We start from the raw sequence: 22535 nt of genomic DNA, 5'->3' as shown, positions 1-22535 counted from the left end.
AAATTTCTCCTGATTATTGGCACGCTTCACAGTCTGGATCAAGAATAGAACACACTTTCGGTTCTTCATCGATCAGCTTCACTGCGTTAAGAGCACCATCGGTAACTGTTGATTTTTCAGCGTTACTTGCACCTAAACTTCGTAAGTAATAGGTGGTTTTTAAGCCACGTATCCATGCGTGCATATAGAGTTGATCCAGTTTCTTGCCAGAGGGCTGAGCCATATAGATATTAAGAGACTGAGCTTGATCTATCCACTTTTGGCGACGGGATGCAGCTTCAACCAACCACATTGGATCAATTTCAAAAGAAGTAGCGTAACGTTTTTTCAATTCTTCAGGGATTCGGCTAATGGGTTGAACGCTGCCATTAAAGTATTTCAGATCATTGACCATCACTTCATCCCAAAGATTCAAAGCTTTTAAATCTGCAACCAGATAGGGATTCACTACGGTAAACTCACCTGAAAGATTGGATTTAACATACAGGTTTTGGTATGTAGGCTCAATCGATTGTGATACGCCGCAGATATTGGAAATAGTTGCTGTAGGAGCAATAGCCATCACATTGGAATTACGCATACCCTGAGTACGAACTTTAACTCTTAATGTTTCCCAATCCAGTCTTTGCGAACGATCCTGTTCCAGATACTTGTTACGTGCCTGTTGTAACAGATTAATTGAATCGATTGGTAATATACCTTTGCTCCACAAAGATCCTTCATAAGTAGAATAATTGCCTCTTTCTTTGGCCAGATCACAGGAAGCTTCAATGGCATAGTAACTGATTAATTCCATGGACGAGTCAGCAAATTCAATTGCTTCTTTGGAAGTATAATCAATTTTCAGTTCATATAATGCGTCCTGGAAGCCCATGATGCCTAAACCAATTGGCCTATGCTTCAAATTGGAGTTACGTGCCTGCGGAACTGAATAATAGTTAATATCAATGACGTTATCCAGCATACGGATAGCCGTAGTGATGGTTTTTTTCAATTTCTCTTTATCCAGTTTCCCATTTTTTATGTGAGCAGGAATATTAACGCTGCCCAGATTACATACCGCTATTTCTTCTTCAGAAGTATTTAATGTAATCTCTGTACACAGGTTGGAACTATGAATAACTCCAGCATGTTGTTGTGGCGAGCGAAGATTACATGGGTCTTTGAACGTCATCCATGGGTGGCCTGTTTCAAACAGCATGGAAAGCATTTTTCTCCATAATTTAACAGCCGATAGCGTTTTCGCATTTTTAATGATGCCCTGACGCGCCTTTTCTTCACTTTCAACATACAGGGTTTCAAAGGCTTTACCGTATTGATCGTGTAAATCAGGTACTTCATCTGGAGAAAACAAGGTCCAGTCGCCTTCTTCACGTACTCGTTTCATGAACAGATCAGGTATCCATAATGCAGTATTCATATCGTGAGTACGGCGTCGGTCATCACCTGTATTTTTTCGTAACTCAAGAAACTCTTCAACGTCTCTATGCCAACATTCCAGATAAGCACAAACAGCACCTTTACGTTTACCGCCCTGATTTACAGCAACAGCTGTTGCATCAGCTACATTAAGAAACGGAACTACTCCTTGTGATTTGCCATTGGTTCCTTTGATATGTGAGCCCATAGCACGAACTGGTGTCCAGTCATTGCCCAGTCCACCAGCAAATTTTGAAAGCAGGGCATTATCTTTTATTGCACTATAAATACCATCCAGATGATCGGGAACGGTTGTTAAATAGCAACTGGATAATTGAGGTCTGACTGTACCTGAATTAAATAGAGTAGGTGTCGATGACATATAGTCAAATGAAGAAAGCAATTGATAGAATTCAATGGCTTTGGCTTCCTTATCTTTTTCACGAATAGCAAGACCCATGGCGACTCTCATGAAAAATGCCTGCGGTAATTCATAACGAACGCCGCGATCATGGATAAAATAGCGATCATACAAGGTTTGCAGACTTAAGTAGGTAAACTGCATATCACGTTCAGGCAGCAAGGCTTTACTGAGTTTATCCAAATCATAGTCAGCCATTTTGGTATCAAGCATTCCCTGGGCAATCCCGTGCGCTATATAAGCTTTAAAGTATTCAGGGTAGAGCTTGCTCATTTCATCAAAAGTTGCGTCAGATTTGATTTTTAGCTTGGTTAGCGCTTCCATACGTAAGCTATCCAATAGCAGACGAGCACTGACGAATGTATAGTTAGGCTCTTTTTCAACAAGAGTACGCGCGGACATAATCAGTGATTTATGAACGTCTTCAAATTTTGCCTGATTGTATAGGTTACGCAATGCGTCCTTAATTACAGGTTCTGCTGTTACATGTTCCAGATCGCGAATTGATTCATTAACAATAGTATTGACTCTATCCATATCCAGTGGTTGTAACTCTCCATTGGGCATGGTAATCATTAATTGTTTGCTATCGCTGGGTTGTTGTTTTATTTCACTTTGACGTGCCTTGCGATGTTCTTCACGGTACAGAACATAGGAGCGAGCCACTTTATAATGACCGCTACGCATGAGAGCCAGTTCAACCTGATCCTGAATGTCTTCGATATGTATTGCACCACCGCTGGGTAGGCGACGTTTGAATACTTGAGATATTTGACGAGTCAGCTCTTCAATCTGTTGATGAATTCTATCAGATGTCGGCGCGCTTCCACCTTCGTCTGCAATAAATGCTTTTGTAATAGCAATTTTAATTTTAGTGTCATCATAGTTCACTACTTTGCCATTACGTTTAATTGTTTTAAGTAAACCTGGGGCATTAGCAGTCAATTCCAGTTGACTCGTTTGCGGCACATCTTTTACCGGATCAAGAATTTCGGACATTTTTCCTCCACGAAACATGTATTTGTCAACAGTTGATAAGGCTTAATTTACTGTTATTTTAATTATAGCAGAAACCCAACATATAGGATTTTTTTTGAAGCTAATAACAAGATAATGTGTTTTCGTCTGATGATCAAGAGAATAATTTGGGAATATTTTGTGGATAACTTGTGGGTTAAAATTTATAAACTGAGGGAATAAGCGAATATGCGTTTATTTTCATGAGGTTTTCAATTTATAGATTGTTATATTTTTTTTACAATAATTGCATCACTTACATTAGAAAAACCATGGACGTTAAGTTGGAATGAGTCAATATGTGCATACAATTGGCTTGAACTTCCTCCGTCAAGATTGATGGCATCAGTGCAAGAAAGGGGTGGGGCTTTTAACAACTGTGCCAGTTCAAAGGTCGACATGGCTGCATTCGTTGAAACCAGAATAATTACCTTGCCATCCTTTGTGATTCCTAATGCAGAGCGGTCTGCAACGCCGGGTTTGAGACTGGGGATTTGTCCTTTAATTAATAACCTGGGACCGCTTTGAATAGCGAACTCAATGTGCTCATCATGATTGAAGTGACTAATATTAGTTATATGTGGTGTGTTGTTTTTTACATAAAAAATGCCCCACCAACTGATTCGCTTCAATGGATTTTCCAATTTTTTATTATTTATTCTAAGCCCAAGAGGTTTAAATTCATGATCAAAAAATCCACCGTTGATACTTAACAGGGCTTTGCTGTGTTCGGCAAATTGATCGGTGGATGCATTTTTAAGAGAAAGCGATTTGGCATTTACCAGCGCCAATTGATTTTTATTTAAATCGATGCGAAAAACATGAACATGCGACCACGGAGTTAATAGTCCGCCCTCAAGATCCTGGTATTCTATTCCTGGTGATAATTCCTGCCATCGATCCGCTGAACAGGAATTGAATGGAAGTGTTAAACAAATAATCAAAAAAAGAATACGCAATAAATAAGTTATGTTTGCAGGATAAACATTGGTTTGCGAAGACATGTTATTGTATCCTTATGTACATCATTCAACACCACGGAATCTCATATGCAAATTAAATCGCAACATAACAATAGTGAAGTATATAAGTCAACTATTGAATTAACTCAATTGATGAATCAAGTATTGGAAATCGCCAAACAAAAGGGTGCTACAGATGCGGCTGTTGCTGTCAATAATGACAGAGGATTTTCTGTAGATGTCCGTATGGGCGAGGTTGAAACAGTTGCATTCAGTGAAGATAAAGGTGTTGGATTAACGGTATATATAGGTCAAAGAAAAGGTGGAGCAAGCAGTACGGACACGTCACCCGCTGCACTTGAGTCATTGGTACAGGCTGCATGCGATATTGCCAGGGTTAGTGCGGCAGATCCTTGTTTTGGTCTGGCTGATCGCGAGTTAATGACCAAAAAACATCCTGATCTTGATTTATTTCATCCCTGGGATGTGACACCACAACAGGCAATAGAAATTGCTTTAAAATGTGAAAAGTATGCTTTATCTCTGGATAAACGAATTGTTAATTCCGATGGGGTTAGTGTGTCTTCTTATGAGTCGCATCATGCTTATGCAAATACTAATGGTGGGGAAGGTTATATTCATAGTACTCGACACAGCATCAGTTGCTCTGTGATTGCAAAAGAAGGCGAGGAAATGCAAAGAGATTATGATTATACAACGGTGCGAAATGCAGCGGATCTGGTCGATACTGATTTGATTGCGCGAAATGCCGTTGAGCGTGCATTGAGTCGCTTGGGATCCCGGCAGATTGAAACTCAAACGACACCAGTTATATTTTCATCCAGAGTGTCAAGCGGTCTGATTTCCAGTTTTGTTAGTGCTATTAGTGGCTCCAATTTATATCGAAAAAATTCATTTTTGCTTGACTCCATAGGCCAACAGATATTTCCCGAGTACATTCGTATTTATGAACAACCTCATATACCCGGCGCTTTAGGTAGTTCTCCTTTTGATGGGGAAGGAGTTCCAACTCGACCCAATATCCTGGTTGATAAGGGGCGTATAGTGCAATACGTTCTTGGCAGTTATTCAGCTCGAAGAATGGGATTAAAAACAACTGCCAATAGTGATGGCGTGCATAATTTGACTGTAGATCCGACTGCTGGTGGTTTGCCTGAATTATTAAAGACAATGAATAAAGGCTTATTGGTAACTGAACTGATGGGGCAGGGAGTTAATGGTATAACCGGTGATTATTCACGAGGCGCAAGCGGATATTGGGTGGAGAATGGTGAAATTCAGTTTCCAGTTGATGAAGTGACCATCGCTGGAAATTTAAAAGAAATGTTTCACATGATACGTGCTGTCGGTAATGATATAAATCCGAATATTCCAACTCGATGCGGTTCAATATTGATAGAGAAAATGATGGTGGCCGGGAAATAAGGAGAGTTTGGACTTAAGCCTATGTAGTTCCTGGGATATGATGTAGCGATCTTTTTTATAGTGGCACTGTACTTGGTTTCTGCCACATTGAGGAGATCCCTCGCTTCACTCGGGATGACGGCGATTTATTCGTCATCCTGAATTTATACGTCATCCTGAACGCAGTGCTGAGATATCCCCTCATAATTCTAGCGAAGATAATTATCTACCATTCAGTATAAACTGTCGTCTTTACGAACGAAGTGAAGTAATCCAGAATACAGTTCCAATAAAGCTCCGTTCTGGATTGCTTCGCGTTGCTCGCAAAGACGGAAGATTAAATTGACCACTGAGCCTTAAATTAATACATTTCCGGTGTTATAAATTATGAGGAGATACTTCAGAACGCAGTGAAGGATCTCCCATCAAGTGATACGGCACTCGTCTTCCAGCCACATCGAGGTGTTCATTCGTTCCACTCGGGATTACGTTTAAATTAGTTGGTTTGATGATTATTAGTTGGCGATTCAAGTGTGGCGTGAAGATTTAGGATAAAACTCACTCATTACGCTTAGATCGCTTAAGCGTTTCATGTCGCGAACTTAGAATAACTTGATGTATTGCCATTACCTTTAGCGCAGGCTCTACCTACGCCAGATGACTGCAAATCAAGAGATGAATTTCAGATATATTAAATACGATTGACGAATTAAATTAATTTTTATCACGGAATATAATACGGCCTTTGGATAGATCGTAAGGAGTTAATTCTACCTTAACTTTATCTCCTGTAAGGATTCTAATGTAATTTTTACGCATACGACCTGAAATGTGGGCGGTTACAACGTGGCCATTTTCTAATTCCACACGAAACATAGTGTTAGGTAAGGTATCTATAACGGTGCCAGCCATTTCAATATGATCTTCTTTTGCCATAAGTCTCTCAATGATGTTACAAGTTCATAAAGGTGAAATAGTGCACTAATTTGAGAAAAATGGCAATCCAAGCGTGTGATTCATTTAAATTATTAGCATTTATTTCTGGTTTTTATATGGACTTATCCATCAAATTGTACATTTGTGAAAAAAACACGCGTTATTTCTAGGGGCTGTTGACCTTTCCGATTTCGACGTCCCGCGACGTTGGAAATAAATAGATGAATTGTCAACACACCCTGTTTAATATACCTGAGTGTATTTAATCGGTGTAGTTTATTGGCACCTGCACACGGTTTATTTTTGGATGGGATAACCTGCATCCATCCAACTGCGCAACCCACCATTAAGTGAATAGATGTGGGTGTACCCCATTTTTTGTAATGCATCAGCAACTAAAGCACAACGAAATCCACCACTGCAATACACTAATATGGGTCTATGAAGATCCGGGATTAGTTGTTCAATATCACGTTCAATAATTCCTTTACTTAAATGAATTGATGTAGGGATGTATCCATCAGATAATTCATGATCTTCCCGGATGTCTATCACTGTGATTTGTTCTTTGTTATCAATCATTCGTTTCAGATTGTGTGGGCTTATTTCTTTAATTCGTTTTTTAGCATCGTCTACTAAACTGAGGAATCCAGGGGAATGATTTTTCATAAACAATATTCTTCAAATTATTTTTGTTAAGCTTATCTTATTCTAATTAAAGTTGATATCAGTACCATTTTAAATTACAAATCAAGAGACTTAGGCTGTCTTAGAAGAAGTTATAGTAATTTTATACTATAGGTCTGAAAATCAAGTTGGAGAGTATTATGTTAAAAATTACAACTCATGTTTTTATACCTATAGAGGAAGTTGAATTAACCCCAATTCGATCTCAGGGCGCAGGCGGGCAACATGTAAACAAAAATTCTACTGCCATACATTTACGCTTTGATATTAACAAGTCTACTCTGCCTGAGGAATATAAATCGCGTCTTATGCTTTTGAATGATTATCGAATCACTGCAGAAGGTTTAATTATTATTAAGGCTCAGCGGTATAAAAGCCAGGAACAAAACAAGTCAGATGCTTTGCAGCGATTAATTGGAATAATTAAAAAAGCCAGTTATGTGCCAAATAAACGTAGAAAAACAAAACCCTCAAAATCATCAATAACCAAAAGACTGGATAGTAAAACGTTGAGAGGAACAATTAAAAAGTTAAGGCAACCTCCGCTATAAAAAGTCTTCGTTAAGTGGGTTTATTTGTATATTTAATCGAATAATGATGTACTGTAACGTACCGATTCAGGATTGATGGAGGTATCTCAGTGTTATGGATATCGGCACCCCATTTATGGGTTGCATTAGCGGCTACACTTTTTTTAGTGATATTCCACTATTTAAGTCCATGGTTTGCAAACCATTTACCTGGCAATGGAAGTGCTTTTGTCTCTTTTGCTGGCGGTGTGGCCGTAGCCTATGTTTTTTTGCATATGTTGCCTAATCTGGTTGAGTACAATAAACCCATAGGCCGTTTTCTTATGGCTAATCAATGGCTCACTCCGTTTACCGAGTTGTTGATTTATATTGTCGCATTACTAGGATTTCTGATTTATTATGGTTTTGATCTGGTTGCAGAGCGATATCGTGATGAAGGGGACGATGACGGCATGGTTTATGGATTACATCTTACCATGTTCTGTCTCTATAATTTTTTGATTACCTATACCATGTCGTTACGGGCTTTAACCAGTATCTCTGCTACAGCCTTGTTTACTTTTGCTATGGCGTTACATTTTGTTTTGACGGATCGTAAATTCTGTCGATTTTATAGTACACAATTTAATCATTTAGGGCGTTTTATATTGATAAGCGCCTTGTTAGTTGGCTGGATGTGTTCTGTAATTTTTGACCCTGTTAACGTATTAATTGCTGCGTTCATGTTGGCATTTCTTGCCGGTTCTGTTTTATTAAATGTGTTCAGAGAAGAAATTCCTGTATCAGGTCTGGCCAGTTATTATTGGTTTTCTTTCGGTGCCTTGCTCATTATGTTTTTGTTATTATTGCAAACATGGATACTTGTCTGGTATCCCGTATCAATTAAACCAGAACTGGCGAAGTTGACCTCTTCATTATATTAAATGCAACCTCCTAAGGAATTGCCAACATTCTCTATTGAGTACAATTATTTAATCCCTGTGTAAATTATGTACTATAATAAGTGAAGAAATCATAAGCTACATGGAGGTCTTATGGGCTATGTTATAGCTGTCAGCCAATCAAAGGGTGGAAGTACTAAAACAACTACAGCCATCAATTTATGTGGCGCTTTATTAGAGAAAGGCTATAAAGCAATAGTTGCGGATATGGATAAAGATAAACCTGATGCTATAAATTGGGCTAAACAAGGGGAACACATCAATTTCGTAATTGAACTTTTTGAAGAAAAACCCATGGATACAATGGAGTCATTAAGAAGAAGTTATGATTTTATTGTTCTGGATACTCCTCCCAACTACATGCCTGCAGCATTTAAAGCAATAATGCTTTCAGACTTAATCATTTTACCGTGTTCTCCAAGCTTTTTGGATCAAAGTAATCTGACGGATGCTATATCCATACCTAGAATGGCACAAAAACCTTTTAAAATTTTGGGTTGCAAAATCAATAAACGACATAAATTATCGGAAAAATTATTGTCTGAACTCATTAAATCTGGACAGGCATTTGAAACGTCCATATCCACTAAAGCAGCTGTATTGGAAAGTCCATTTCAGGGGAAATGGCTAGGAAATTATCGTCCTGGCTGTGATAGTCATAAAGAGTTTTTGTCTTTAGCAGACGAGGTCATTAAAATTGCTAATATATGGGCGAAACCTTATCCTCCTATTCATTCTCAAAATGCAGATACAGTGGCACAAAGAGTAAGTCCTGTATAGGCAATTGAAGGAGCACAAAATGCAAAATTTTTGTCTATCTGATGCGATCCTTGAACGATTTAAAGCTGTTGAACAGGAATTGGGATATTCTGAACATATTGTAAAGCTAGACTGTAACACCATTGATACATGGGAATATCGCGAACGAAGCTCTTTTGATTTAGGATGTATTGATTCGTTAGCTTTAAGTATTAAACATGCGGGGCAGTGTCAGCCTATCATTGTCGTCAGAGTCTCTGAGATTTTCAAACCTAAAGATAATCCATCGGCACAATATGTTGTCATTGCAGGGTACAGGAGATGGATGGCGTGCAAGACTCATCAGCTTGAAGTTCAGGCAGTGATTAGAAGTTTAAGTTTTGAGCAGGCAATAACTGTTCTTATAAGCGATTATGAGAAAGAAACGGTTTCTGATTATTCTAAGGGAATGTTATATCATACTCTATTAACTTCAGCGAAAATTACTCGTGATCAATTAAGTCACCGATTAAATATGAGTCGACAACAACTTGAGAATTACCTTGCATTCGCTCAGGTACCTTCAGAACTTTGGAGCGCGGTAGGTGACATGTCCAAAGTATCTGCCAGGACAGCAAGTACAATCAAAACCATATCTGATAAAGGAACCGTCTATCTTGATGCCTTATTCAGTATTGCAAAAAAAATTGCTCAAGGCTTTGGTGAAAAGCGAATACTCAGGGCAGTTGAGGCTAATATTAATGATCAGCTGAAACGCAGATCACCCGAGAACCTCGGCGATCATCAAATTGAATTTAATGGAAAAATTTTGATGAACCTGCATCAAGGGCGAATCAAATTGGATAAATCGCTGGTAAATCATGGTAATTTTAAAGAGTTGGTCGGAACTCTGGAGAAAAATATAACTGATTTTGCCAATTATTATTTTAAGGATAATTTCAAGGGATGATCCCAGTGACCCAGTTTATTGGGATTTTTTAGAGTTAACCCCAATAAATGAAGAAATTCTTTTCTACTGATGACGGTGGCGCCCAAGCGGAGTAAATGATTGGTTGGCATTTGGCAATCTATGAAATCAAATTCCCAATCTTTAAGTGTCTGGCATAAATAATATAAAGCAATTTTTGAGGCGTCAGTCACTTTATGGAACATGGATTCACCAAAAAAACCTTTTCCCAGACTGATACCGTATAATCCTCCAACCAGCTTATCATCTTGCCATACTTCAAATGAATGGGCATAGCCCATAGTGTGAAGGGTAGTATAGGCAGTAATCATTTCATGGGTAATCCAGGTATTATTGAAACGTCCTGAACAAGTAGCGCATGAAGTTATGACCTGTTGAAATGCGGTATCTATGGATAATCTAAATGGTTTTTTTAAAGATTTATTAAGACTCCTTGATACGTTCAATTGGTCAGGAAGCAGAATCAATCTGGGATTGGGTGACCACCACAGAATAGGACATCCTGGTTCAAACCAAGGGAAAATACCTTGAGTATAGGCTTGAAGTATGCGCTGTGGACATAAATCACCGCCTATAGCAAGCAATCCTTGTTTGTCGCTGGTTTCAGGGTCCGGGAAAATATAGCCAGTATCAACCAATGTAGTCCTTAATCCTTAAGGTAATATTATAAAGAACACAGCCAACAGAATGCGTTGGCTGTATCGTTCAGAGTACTGTTTTTATTGTGAATCCAGATATTTCTCTGCATCCAGAGCAGCCATGCAGCCAAAGCCTGCTGAAGTAATTGCTTGTCTGTATACATGATCAGCAACATCACCACAAGCAAATACACCGGGTATCGAGGTGCTGGTCGCCATACCATCCAGACCGGATTTTATGGTGAGATAGCCGTCTTTCATTTTTAATTGGTCGGTGAACAATCCTGTATTGGGAGTGTGGCCAATAGCTATAAAAACTCCATCTAAAGTTAATTCTTGTTTTTCATCCGTAAGTACATTGCGGATGGTCGCTCCAGTAACTTTTTTTCCATCACCCAGTACTTCATCCAGAGTTGAGTTCCATATCAATTTAATGTTACCAGTACGCGCCTTCTCAAACAGTTTATCCTGGAGAATTTTTTCAGAACGTAAACTATCTCTTCGGTGAATCAACGTAACAGATGCAGCAATATTTGATAAATAAAGTGCTTCTTCAACCGCTGTATTTCCACCTCCAATGACGCACACTGCTTTGTTACGATAGAAAAATCCATCACAGGTTGCGCACGCTGAAACGCCTTTTCCCTGATATGCTGATTCTGATTCCAGTCCCAGATATCGAGCAGAAGCACCTGTCGCAATGATTAACGCGTCACAGGTATAAGTCGTGCTGTCTCCTTGTAATGTAAATGGAGCTTGCGCTAAATCAGCTTTGACAATATGATCAAAAATGATTTGAGTATCAAAGCGCTCAGCATGCTTTTGCATCCGCTCCATCAGAGCAGGTCCTTGCAGACCTTCAACGTCGCCAGGCCAGTTATCTACCTCGGTGGTAGTGGTTAATTGACCACCTGGTTCCATGCCAGTGATTAACACTGGATTTAAATTGGCTCTTGCGGCATAGACTGCGGCGGTGTAACCTGCTGGACCAGAACCAAGTATGATTAAGCGGTGGTGATTGCTTGTGCTCATCGTCTCTGCCTTCCTTATATTTTGTGTTAAGATGGCAAATATTATGACAAAAACGAAAATAATAAAATACCTATGGCAAAACAAGACTCGGGAAAACAGGCTGGAACCCCTAAAAAATCCATGCCGAATTATGTTGCAAAGCGCTTGAGTGAAGGCGGTTTCATACTCATTTTATCAATTGCACTTTTTGTGCTGTTGTCATTATTTACTTATAAAGTAAGTGATCCGGGGTGGTCGCATGCTACCCGGCCTGGAGTCGATATTGCCAATGCTGGTGGGCAAGTTGGTGCTTATCTGGCGGATGCATTGTATTTTGCTTTTGGTTATTTTGCATTTTTGCTACCAATAGCTTTTGTATACGTTGCCTGGGCGATATTAAAGGATTTTCAAACTTTAAAATTCATTGACAGAACAGTTCTGATGCTTCGTTCAGCTGGATTTCTATTGATGGTACTTGGTGGTTGTGGCCTGTTAACTCTTGAACCGGAAATTAAAGCAGTGGACTCTATTCATAGTGCAGGGGGAATTATAGGCCAGGCAGTAAGTAATGGATGGTACCACATGTTGAATTTCCAGGGCGCTACCCTTGTTTTATTAGCCATGTTTTTAGTAGGGACTACCTTATTGACTGGCTTGTCTTGGCTTAAATCGATTGAATTAATTGGCAAGTATACACTTGTGGGCATTAATGCCACGTATATGGCTCTGAAAAAAGTAATTAATTCAGGTAAATCCAGAGTGGCATCTATTAAATCCAGTGAAATAGCTCCGGAACCTGCTGAAGTATCCAATAAAGAAAAATCCCTACCGCAATTATTCAGACCAAAAAAAGAAAAAGAGAAAGAAAAAGATCGTGAAAAATCCCCTCCAATTCTCATCGCTCCCGAGGAAGTTAAACCTGAGGTGATAAAAAATGTACGTGAATCCAGAGAAATTCGTCCTGCCAAGTTAATTACATCGGGCACCTTACCGGGATTAAATTTATTGGATAAAGGCCAGCCGGGTAAACCTATGGGTGGTTATACACATCAGGAACTAGAAAATGTATCGCGAGATGTAGAGCAACATTTATTGGATTTTGGTATACAGGCCGACGTAGTGGCTGTCCATCCCGGACCGGTCGTTACTCGATTTGAATTGCAGCTTGCTGCGGGTGTTAAAGTCAGTAAATTGACCGCATTAGCCAAAGATTTAGCCCGTTCACTCTCTGTGATTTCTGTTCGTGTTGTAGAAGTTATTCCAGGCAAAACGGTGGTTGGCCTTGAATTGCCAAATCACTCGCGGGAAGTGGTTCGATTATCAGATGTTTTATCTGCTGATGTATATCAACAGGCTCATTCACCACTCACATTGGCTTTGGGAGTGGATATTGCCGGGCATCCTATGATTGTGGATTTAGCTAAAATGCCTCATTTATTGGTAGCTGGTACGACTGGTTCAGGAAAGTCAGTGGGTATCAACGCGATGATATTAAGCATCTTGTTTAAAGCAACACCTGAGCAAGTTCGTTTGATTATGGTGGATCCCAAGATGCTTGAATTATCTGTATATGACGGTATTCCGCATTTATTAACACCCGTTGTAACCGACATGAAAGAGGCAGCCAGTGCATTGCGTTGGTGTGTTGAGGAAATGGAACGAAGATATAAACTTATGGCTGCTATGGGAGTGCGTAATTTAGCAGGTTATAACTCTAAAATCGCGGAAGGAATTGCTAATGGTACACCATTTGTTAATCCTTTATGGAAACCAGTAGATTCTATGGATGATACAGCGCCTCAATTACAAGCACTGCCTTATGTTGTTGTTGTGATTGATGAGCTTGCTGATATGATGATGGTGGTTGGCAAAAAGGTTGAACAATTAATTGCACGTATCGCTCAAAAAGCTCGAGCTGCAGGGATTCATATGATTCTTGCTACACAAAGACCCTCTGTTGATGTATTGACCGGACTGATTAAATCTAATATTCCAACACGTATTTCATTTCAAGTATCATCAAAAATTGATTCTCGTACTATACTTGACCAACAGGGCGCAGAACAGTTATTGGGGCATGGAGATATGTTGTATCTGGCTCCTGGAAGTGGGGCACCTTTACGTGTCCATGGCGCTTTCGTGGATGATAAGGAAGTCCATCGAATTGCTGATGATTGGCGAGCCAGAGGTGAGCCTGACTACATTGAAGACATTTTAAAGATGACCAGTGATGGGGGCGAAGGAGGATTTGACGAAGAAGGGCAATCAACAGAAGATGATGATCCTTTATACGATCAGGCCGTAGAGTTTGTTATTCAAACTCGTAAAGCAAGCATTTCTGCGGTGCAAAGAAGATTAAAAATTGGATATAACCGTGCAGCACGAATGGTTGAGGAGATGGAGCGAACTGGAATAGTTGGTCCACTTGATGGTGGATACCGGGATGTCCTGGTTTCATCAGTAACTGAGGAATGAGAATGAAAAAATTAATTTTAATGATCCTGTTTTGTTTTACCAGTAGTTTGTTCAGCCAGACTTCGGGAGAATTATTACAAGAGAAACTTAATGCGATCAGAACAATGACTGCAAATTTTAATCAGATAGTAAAGGCAAAAAAGAAGGAAGTATCTCGTTCTTCAGGTACCATGGCTTTACAGAGACCTGGACGTTTTCGTTGGCAAACGATCGATCCAATGGAACAGCTTGTTGTTGCTGATGGAACAAAAATGTGGGTTTATGATGTCGATTTAGAGCAGGTCACTGTTAAAAAGCAGGAAAAAGGGTTAGGTGGAACTGCCGCGTTATTTTTGAGTGGTTATGATGATACAGTCACCAGAGATTTTGAAGTAACCCAGAAAACTGTTGGTCAGGTCACTACCTTCGATTTAAAATCGAAATCCCCCAAAGAAAATTTCCAGCAGATTAAATTGATTTTCACTGAGGATAAGTTAACAGGTCTGGAGTTGCACGATCAATTAGGACAAGTAACTACTGTTAAATTAGTTCAAATAAAATCGAATCCTAAGTTACCCACTAAACTGTTTCAATTTAAGCCGCCAAAAGGGGTCGATTTAGTCCAGCAATAAAAAACAGACCGTTTTGATCTGTTTGCGGATTCAAATCGGTCAGCTTTAGCTAGTTTAGATAATGGCAAAATTCATAATGGTATTTACCAATGAGCTTGTTTAATACAGAACCTGTCCCTCCTTTAGCTGAATTTTTAAGACCCAAGCATCTTGATGATGTGATAGGACAAAGTCATTTGCTTGGTGAAGGTAAACCCTTACGACTGAGTTTTACCGGCGGGAAACTTCATTCCATGATACTCTGGGGGCCACCCGGGGTAGGCAAAACTACAATTGCACGTTTAACAGCTCAGGCGTTTGACTGTGAATGGATAGCATTGTCTGCCGTATTTTCAGGTGTTAAAGAAATACGCGCTGCCATGGAACAAGCGCAGGAACATTTAATTCATGATAAACAGACTATTTTATTTATTGATGAAATTCATCGCTTTAATAAAGCGCAACAAGATGCATTGCTTCCTTATACTGAATCAGGGCTGGTAACCTTTATTGGAGCGACCACCGAGAATCCTTCCTTTGAAGTAAACTCAGCACTGCTCTCACGCGCTCAGGTTTATGTTTTAAAGTCTTTAACGGAGGAGGAGTTAAAGGAGTTATTTCAACGTGCCTGTACAGCTGTTTTATCTCATTTGCAATTTGATGATGAGGCTGTGGACGTCATTATCGCTTGTTCTGACGGTGACGCAAGAAGGCTTCTTAATTTGCTTGAACAAATTAATACTGCGTGTACTGCAATGAATGTTACTGCAGTAACTAAAGAATTTGTAACGAATGCATTGGCTCCAAATTCCAGACGTTTTGATAAGGGTGGCGATAATTTTTATGACCAAATTTCTGCATTACATAAATCGGTACGTGGTTCTGATCCCGACGCAGCATTGTATTGGTTATGTCGTATGCTTGATGGTGGAGTAGATCCGCATTATCTCGCAAGACGCATCGTTCGAATGGCATGGGAAGATATTGGATTGGCTGATCCGAAGGGGATGCAAATTGCCAATGATGCAGCTACAACTTATGAACGGTTGGGTTCTCCCGAAGGGGAGTTAGCTTTGGCTCAGGCTGTTATTTACCTGGCGGTTGCTGCGAAAAGTAACGCAGGTTATGTTGCGTTCAACCAGGCCATGTCTTTTGTAAAAAAAGATAAGTCCAGGGAAGTTCCTGTCCATTTACGTAATGCTCCTACGAAGTTATTGAAAGAGTTAGGACATGGACGTGAATATCGTTATGCTCATGATGAACCTCAGGGTTATGCCGCTGGTGAACATTATTTTCCAGATGGAATGAAAGATCCTCAATGGTATAAACCCGTGCCAAGAGGATTGGAAATCAAAATCGCTGAAAAGCTCGCATTTTTAAAAAAACTGGATGAAGATTCAAAAAGTTAGGCAGTTACGGGTTACTACTCAAAGGCTCCAGGACTTTCGTCAATTCTGAGTACAACGCCACATTCAGGAGATCCCTCGTTTTACTCGGGATGACGGGTGTAGTAGTACGTCATCCAGAGCGCAGCGAAGGATCTCCAAATTCAGGCACAGTACCACATTCAGGAGATCCTTCCTTTCACTTGGTATGACGGGTGTATTAGTACGTCATCCAGAGCGCAGCGAAGGATCTCCAAATTCAGGCTCAGTACCACATTCAGGAGATCCCTCCTTTCACTTGGTATGACGGGTGTATTAGTACGTCATCCAGAGCGCAGCGAAGGATCTCCAAATTCAGGCACAGCACCATATTCAAGAGAGCCCTCATTTCGCTTGGGATGACGGATGTAAAATTAAAGGATCTGCAATTCAGGGCATTGTGCCGGCGATTAAGCTGTTTGATATAATGATTCACGGGTTATTGAACAAGTGAACACTACAGAAACCGTATTAAAACTTGCTCCAATCCAATGTTTTTTTTATTGATTTATTTCACTTATTTCATGTATAACTATTATTCTTTAAAATTAAAAGGAATTAAGTTCATGAAAATATGTAATAATTTCGTTTCAGCTTGTCTTTCATTAAGTATTTCCTCAATAGCTGTAGCTGGAACAATGGGACCCGCTGTACAGCCAGAATCCTGGTATCTTGTTGGTGGAGCGGGTTATTCCTGGTCAAACGATGCCGATATTGCTGTTGATCCCGCAATCTGGGATTATTCCCATCAAGGTTATTCAAACAATATAGACTCCGCGGCGCTCTTATTTTTTGGAGTAGGTCGTTACATGACCGACTATCTTCGTCTCGACGCTCGTTTTGAACACAGGGGTGATTACGACTATTCAAAGTATCAAACCGGAGCAAACAATGGAGTTGCTGGATTTACCGGTGATGTACGTACCCGAAAATTTAAAATGGACAGTAACAGTGTCATGGTTAATGGTTGGGTTGATTTGGGCACTCTCAATTCAAAGTTATTATGGCAAGTTGGTACTTTTTCAGTTCAACCCTTTGTTGGTGGTGGAATTGGGGTAGACTATTTGAATGTTAAAGATTTTAGAACCATAGCTGCTCCTTTTGGAGTTGGTCGAACAGAGATCGCCTCAGTCAATCAAACAAGCACTGATAGTGAATTTGCCTGGCGGGTTGGTGCTGGTCTCTCAGCTCAATTAACGCATCGAACTTCACTCACAGTGGGCTACGATTACTTTGACGGAGGAAAGATACCATTTCCTAACTACATCCTGTCATCCTTATCAGCACCAAGTGGAAGAACCGGTGTGAGCGTGACTCCCTGGAACGGTTCGTTTACGGCAAATGAGGTCTATGCAGAGTTACGCGTACTGATTTGATGCTCATATGTTGATTGGTATAATTTATAAATAAGTACATGCTGCTGAATCATCGAAGCATGCACTGAATCGATTTCATGATATTGCACTGAACAAGGTCATGAAATCGATGCTGCTTGGAATCTTGCTCTGCCAGTGTCAAAGTTATGACTAATATTTTCACTATGTATTAAAAATTATTCTGTTTTCCAATGAACGTTCAGTAGTGAATGCACTCTACAGAGAGCCAATGAATAGCCCAGAACAGCGGCGCTGACTTAGACTTTTAAATCATCATTACTTCATGACATGTCAAAAAAACCTGGAATTAAGAGATTATCTTGCACAAATCTTAAAAAAGACTGACTTTAAATTATTAATTATTTGATTTTAAAGACATTTTCATTTTGGCGTGAAATTTGCTAAAGTCATAATTATTTATCTGATTAATTAAAGATTTTATGCAATATTGTAATTACCAGACTTGTGCGGTAAAACCACAGATTGAATTTTCTGAATGGGATATCTTATCCAGTTTACCTATTGCGCTTGTTATCTTAAACGCACAAGGACGTGTGGTATGGTTAAATCCTTGCGCTGAAGCCATGCTTGGCTACGGATTAACAGGATCCTTATGGTTGGATGTCATTCAACGGGCATTTGTTCCTCGTGCTGACGATGGTCATGAGGTGTCTTTGGCTGATGGTCGACGGGTACATGTTGCTATTTCATCTCTTGATAGTTTACCGGGTATCTTAATTACACTATCGGATATTACAGCGACACGGGATTATGAGAAAGCGAGAGAAAATGAGAAACGATTGGTATCTATCGGAACGATGACTGCCCAGCTGGCTCATCAAATCCGAACTCCTTTATCTTCAGCTATTTTATATACCGAGCATTTAAATAACTTACCTGAACTTGATCTTCGCATAAAAAACTGGATAAGGCGATTACAAGAGTGCCATGCAAGTATTGAACAACAAATTCATGATTTACTCTTGTTTGCACGAGGTACATCAATTAAACCGACATTTATAGATATGACCTACTGGTGCTCTCAATTAATGCAAAGAGCACAGCCTTACATAGAGTCATCTTCAGCATTATTTAAAGTAAACAATCAATTGATAACTCGTGAATCATCCATTCACGGAGAGTCATTAATTGGAGCAGTTTTGAATCTTGTAATCAATGCTTTGCAATCAGAAGCTACAGAAATATATTTAACACTTGCATCTATGGATGATTCAGGTATACAAATATCAGTAGAGGATAATGGAAAGGGAATGAGTGACGAGGTAAAAACACAAGCCTTTTCACCTTTCTTTACTACTAAAGCACAAGGCACTGGTTTAGGATTAGCGGTTGTTTTTGCAGTTGTGAAAGCTCATGGAGGTAAAGTGACCTTAGAATCTGTTGAAGGCGAGGGTACACAAGTAAATTTGTATATACCAGGTATGAACAGAGTCGAATGAAACGAGAATAAAGGATATTTATGAGCCATGTTTTAATTGTTGAAGACGATCCCGTATTAAGAGAAGCTCTAGCTGAAACTATGACTATTTCCGGTCATACCTATATTACAGCCAAAGACGGCAAAGAAGCATTAACTTTGCTTGAGTTACATAATCCTGCAGTGGTATTAACTGATATCAGGATGGATAAGCTGGATGGCAATCAATTATTAACGGAAATCCATAAAAAACGTCCTGGACTTCCGGTTATATTAATGACGGCTTTTGGTTCTGTAGAGGATGCAGTCAATGCCATACGTCATGGTGCTGTTGACTACTTACAAAAACCATTTAGTGCTCAGGTATTAACTGAAAAAATCAATCAATACATTAAAATTGAAGTGGATGATAGTGGTGAACCAATAGCCCAGGATCCCAAAAGTCAGGCTTTACTCACTATGGCATTAAAGGTCGCTCAATCAGATGTTGGCGTCATGATTAGTGGAGAAAGTGGAACTGGAAAAGAAGTATTGGCTCACTTTATTCATGATCATTCTCCACGTAAAAAAAATCCGTTCATTGCGATTAACTGTGCAGCAATTCCAGAACAGATGCTCGAAGCAACTTTATTTGGGTATGAGAAAGGTTCATTCACCGGAGCCTATAAATCGACTCCTGGAAAATTCGAGCAGGCCCAGGGCGGCACCTTGCTTCTGGATGAAGTGAGTGAAATGTCTTTAAGTTTACAAGCTAAATTACTGAGAGTATTGCAGGAAAAAGAGGTAGAGCGTATCGGATCGAATAAAATGATCAGTTTGGATGTTCGTATACTTGCAACTACAAACAGACAATTGAAAGATGAGGTGCAGGCTGGCCGTTTTCGAGAAGATTTGTTTTATCGATTAAATATTTTTCCTTTGCAATGGCATCCTTTGAGAGAAAGGAAAAATGATATTATTCCATTGGCTAATTATTTAATCAGAAAACATTGTCAACACAAACAACCGGTTGTTCCGGTAATTAGTCCAACGGCACAAAAACTCATGTTGTCCTATCCCTGGCCAGGTAACGCAAGAGAGCTTGATAATGTGATACAACGAGCTCTGGTGTTGCAAACTCAAGGGATAATTGAAGGAGAGCATTTACAGTTATCATTAACCTCCACGATGACGCCTGAAACAACTGCAGCTGCAAGTAGTAAAAATTTACAAATTCATGAATTTGAATTGATTGAGAAAACTCTATTGGAGCATGAAGGAAACAGGCAACAAGTGGCAGCATTATTAGGCGTAAGTGAAAGAACATTAAGATATAAGCTGGCTAAAATGCGTGAAGAAGGATATGTCGTTTAACCTAGAGTAAACTCGATACAGTATTTTTTGATGGTTGAGTTGATTCCAATGGATATGATAAGGGGCAGGGAAGTGAGTGAAATAAATACTGTAAATTTAATGAATCAAATTCGAACGATGGCTGCTCAGGCAGAAGGGACAGTCAATGAGACGGATGCACAACAGACACCCTTTAGTCTTGTTTTTCAAAAGGCTTTGAGTCAAGTAAATGATATGAATCAAACTGCAGATGCCTTGAAAACACGTTTCGAGCTTGGTGATCCAAATGTAAGTCTTGGTGAGGTAATGATCGCCAGTCAAAAATCCAATTTGGGTTTTGAAGCAACTTTACGGGTTAGAAATAAAGTGGTTCAGGCTTATCAGGACATAATGAATATGCCTGTATAATACAGGTATTTGAATGGATCAGGATCTACAAAATACCCCCAGATAGAAGCAAAGGGATTTTTTAACGAAGAGATGGGGTGTTTTTCGTAAGTCCTTTGGAATCCTTGGGCTAATTCCTTGGGTACAGAACAAAATTACAGGAGTTTATAATGGCACTGGCTGATAATGCTTCTACTGCAGCGGCAAAATTTGCAAGCTTATCTATCCCTCGCCAAATTGGTTTGCTGGTTGGTTTAGCCGCAAGCGTAGCAATAGGTCTGGCCGTTGTTTTATGGTCACGCGAGCCCAGTTATATCCCTCTCTACAGTCAATTGAACCCTCGAGATACTTCGGACGTACTGGCTGTTCTGGAACGGAGTGGAATTGAGTATAAAATTGATCAAAATCATGGCGCGTTGTTAGTTCCTGCTGATGAGTTACAAAGTGCGCGATTGAAACTGGCTGCAGAAGGATTGCCTCGTGATTCCAGCGGTACAGAAGCGATGTTTGCAGGAAATGGAACATTTAACAGCAGTCAATTTATGGAAAATGCGCGTTATAAACAGGCTCTTGAAACAGAGTTGGCACGTACCATCAGTAAATTTAATGACATTAAATCAGCACGTGTTCATTTAGCCATTCCAAGAGAATCTGCATTTGTCAGAGACAGTCAACAACCTAGCGCCTCGGTATTTATCGACGTGTATTCAGGGCTGGAACTTAAAAAACACACGATTGCGGCTATAGTCAATCTGGTCGCTTCAAGCATCCCAAGTTTGAGTGCAAGCAGAGTAACTGTAGTGGATCAGGATGGCCAGTTACTGAATGAGGGGGCAGGGCAGACGTTATTTTCAGATACAGAGCGGTTTCTTGATTATCGCCAAACGTTGGAACAACAATATTCGCAAAAAATTCAGGAAATTTTAACTCCGATTTTGGGCTACGGGCGGGTACGAGCGAAAGTTTCGGCGGATATCGATTTTACCAGTTATGAACAGACACAGGAATTGTTTAATCCTGAACTGCCGTCGTTGCGAAGTGAGCAAACCATGCAGGAACAACGAAGTGCAACCAATGACGCTAGTGGCGTTGCTGGCTCTCTTTCAAATACACCACAACCGAATCCTGCCCTTGGTCAGAAAAATATTCCACCTAAAAATGCGGCTAATGGAGCAGTACCCCAGCAAACAACAACAGATCAAACTAAAGCGAATGATACTCGTACACAAAGTACTAAAAACTTTGAATTAGACAAGACAGTCAGTCATACAAAAAACCAACCTGGTACTATCAAGCGATTATCTGTAGCTGTTTTGGTTGATAATCGTGCCGTGATGAATGATAAAACTAAAAAAATGGAGAAAAAGCCATTAACTCCACAGGAAATCGAGCAAATAAAACTGCTTGTATCCGATGCTATAGGTTTGAATGTTAAACGTGGCGATAGTTTGAATGTTATTAACAGTAATTTTGTGAAACCAGATCCCATTGAACAGATACCCGATGAACGTTTTTGGCAGAAGGATAGTTTTTGGTCAATCATAAAACAAGTTTCAGGTGCATTATTTCTACTTGCCCTGATTTTTGGTGTGTTACGCCCCATGCTCAAAACTTTGGCAAGTAATAAGGATCAAGAACAGGCTAATTCGAAAGTAGCTGGAGAATTAGGTTTGGATGGCCAAATGTCTTTAAGTGATGCAAGTGATTATGAGTCTCAATTAAGTTTATTACGTCAAGTGGTAGATAAAGAGCCCAAGCGGGTAGCACAGGTTGTTAAATCATGGGTTGACAGAGGATAAC

Annotated in this window: 19 protein-coding genes; 13 read left to right on the top strand and 6 right to left on the bottom strand. The window is 39.8% G+C overall.

Translation table 11 applies throughout. The features are described 5' to 3' along the window. Positions 1-13: 13 nt before the first annotated feature. Both Lqua_RS07035 and Lqua_RS07030 read right to left on the bottom strand, forming a co-directional pair. Positions 14-2839 carry a ribonucleoside-diphosphate reductase subunit alpha gene (locus Lqua_RS07035; RefSeq protein WP_058473561.1) on the bottom strand — a complete coding sequence of 942 codons (2826 nt, stop codon included), beginning with the start codon at positions 2837-2839 and terminating at the stop codon, positions 14-16. Between the two features lie 245 nt (positions 2840-3084). Beyond that, positions 3085-3861, bottom strand: a complete 777-nt coding sequence (locus Lqua_RS07030; protein ID WP_058473560.1) for a phosphodiester glycosidase family protein — start codon at positions 3859-3861, stop codon at positions 3085-3087. 45 nt (positions 3862-3906) lie between these two features. Between Lqua_RS07030 and pmbA the strand changes: the two genes are divergently transcribed. Then, positions 3907-5265, top strand: coding sequence for a metalloprotease PmbA (gene pmbA, locus Lqua_RS07025; protein ID WP_058473559.1), 1359 nt, complete (start codon positions 3907-3909; stop codon positions 5263-5265). Positions 5266-5958: 693 nt separating this feature from the next. Here pmbA and infA read toward each other — a convergent pair. Both infA and Lqua_RS07015 read right to left on the bottom strand, forming a co-directional pair. After that, positions 5959-6180, bottom strand: a complete 222-nt coding sequence (infA, locus tag Lqua_RS07020; protein ID WP_006872751.1) for a translation initiation factor IF-1 — start codon at positions 6178-6180, stop codon at positions 5959-5961. A gap of 297 nt (positions 6181-6477) precedes the next feature. Beyond that, a complete protein-coding gene (locus tag Lqua_RS07015) occupies positions 6478-6849 on the bottom strand; it encodes a rhodanese-like domain-containing protein (protein WP_058473558.1) in 372 nt (123 codons plus the stop codon). A 158-nt stretch (positions 6850-7007) separates the two neighbouring features. On the opposite strand from Lqua_RS07015, the gene arfB reads away from it, so the two are divergent. From arfB to Lqua_RS06995, 4 genes are all read left to right on the top strand, one after another. Further along, on the top strand, positions 7008-7418 hold the full coding sequence (arfB, locus tag Lqua_RS07010; protein WP_058473557.1) for an alternative ribosome rescue aminoacyl-tRNA hydrolase ArfB: 411 nt from the start codon (positions 7008-7010) through the stop codon (positions 7416-7418). A gap of 89 nt (positions 7419-7507) precedes the next feature. Continuing rightward, entirely contained in the window at positions 7508-8320 is an 813-nt protein-coding gene (locus Lqua_RS07005) for a hypothetical protein (protein WP_058473556.1), read from the top strand. A 111-nt stretch (positions 8321-8431) separates the two neighbouring features. Continuing rightward, entirely contained in the window at positions 8432-9118 is a 687-nt protein-coding gene (locus Lqua_RS07000; protein WP_058473555.1) for a ParA family protein, read from the top strand. Between the two features lie 19 nt (positions 9119-9137). After that, positions 9138-10046 carry a ParB/RepB/Spo0J family partition protein gene (locus Lqua_RS06995; RefSeq protein WP_058473554.1) on the top strand — a complete coding sequence of 303 codons (909 nt, stop codon included), beginning with the start codon at positions 9138-9140 and terminating at the stop codon, positions 10044-10046. Here Lqua_RS06995 and aat read toward each other — a convergent pair. Both aat and trxB read right to left on the bottom strand, forming a co-directional pair. After that, positions 10019-10702, bottom strand: a complete 684-nt coding sequence (gene aat / locus Lqua_RS06990) for a leucyl/phenylalanyl-tRNA--protein transferase (RefSeq protein ID WP_058473553.1) — start codon at positions 10700-10702, stop codon at positions 10019-10021. The genes Lqua_RS06995 and aat overlap by 28 nt on opposite strands. 81 nt (positions 10703-10783) lie before the next feature. Beyond that, positions 10784-11734: a thioredoxin-disulfide reductase gene (gene trxB, locus Lqua_RS06985; RefSeq protein ID WP_058473552.1), complete on the bottom strand. Its 951-nt coding sequence runs from the start codon at positions 11732-11734 to the stop codon at positions 10784-10786. Between the two features lie 72 nt (positions 11735-11806). On the opposite strand from trxB, the gene Lqua_RS06980 reads away from it, so the two are divergent. From Lqua_RS06980 to fliF, 8 genes are all read left to right on the top strand, one after another. Next, positions 11807-14188, top strand: coding sequence for a DNA translocase FtsK (locus Lqua_RS06980; RefSeq protein ID WP_058473551.1), 2382 nt, complete (start codon positions 11807-11809; stop codon positions 14186-14188). A gap of 2 nt (positions 14189-14190) precedes the next feature. Further along, positions 14191-14799 (top strand): outer membrane lipoprotein periplasmic chaperone LolA, encoded by a 609-nt coding sequence (gene lolA, locus Lqua_RS06975; protein WP_058473550.1) that lies wholly within the window; start codon positions 14191-14193, stop codon positions 14797-14799. An 89-nt stretch (positions 14800-14888) separates the two neighbouring features. Then, positions 14889-16187, top strand: coding sequence for a replication-associated recombination protein A (locus Lqua_RS06970; protein ID WP_058473549.1), 1299 nt, complete (start codon positions 14889-14891; stop codon positions 16185-16187). Positions 16188-16768: 581 nt separating this feature from the next. Beyond that, entirely contained in the window at positions 16769-17578 is an 810-nt protein-coding gene (locus Lqua_RS06965) for an outer membrane protein (RefSeq protein ID WP_058473548.1), read from the top strand. A 440-nt stretch (positions 17579-18018) separates the two neighbouring features. Then, the gene (locus Lqua_RS06960) at positions 18019-19038 is read left to right on the top strand and encodes a sensor histidine kinase (protein WP_058473547.1); all 1020 of its coding nucleotides are present in this window, start codon (positions 18019-18021) and stop codon (positions 19036-19038) included. A 20-nt stretch (positions 19039-19058) separates the two neighbouring features. Continuing rightward, complete coding sequence (locus tag Lqua_RS06955) at positions 19059-20369, top strand: sigma-54-dependent transcriptional regulator (protein WP_058473546.1); 1311 nt, start codon at positions 19059-19061, stop codon at positions 20367-20369. 72 nt (positions 20370-20441) lie between these two features. Beyond that, positions 20442-20756 carry a flagellar hook-basal body complex protein FliE gene (gene fliE / locus Lqua_RS06950; RefSeq protein ID WP_058473545.1) on the top strand — a complete coding sequence of 105 codons (315 nt, stop codon included), beginning with the start codon at positions 20442-20444 and terminating at the stop codon, positions 20754-20756. Positions 20757-20905: 149 nt separating this feature from the next. Further along, positions 20906-22534: a flagellar basal-body MS-ring/collar protein FliF gene (gene fliF, locus Lqua_RS06945; protein WP_058473544.1), complete on the top strand. Its 1629-nt coding sequence runs from the start codon at positions 20906-20908 to the stop codon at positions 22532-22534. Position 22535 lies beyond the last annotated feature (1 nt).

The sequence above is a fragment of the Legionella quateirensis genome (genome assembly GCF_001467955.1).
In the GTDB taxonomy this organism is placed as follows: domain Bacteria; phylum Pseudomonadota; class Gammaproteobacteria; order Legionellales; family Legionellaceae; genus Legionella; species Legionella quateirensis.
The sequence above is the reverse complement of the archived record's forward strand: the minus strand, read 5'-3'. Positions and strand labels throughout refer to the sequence as shown.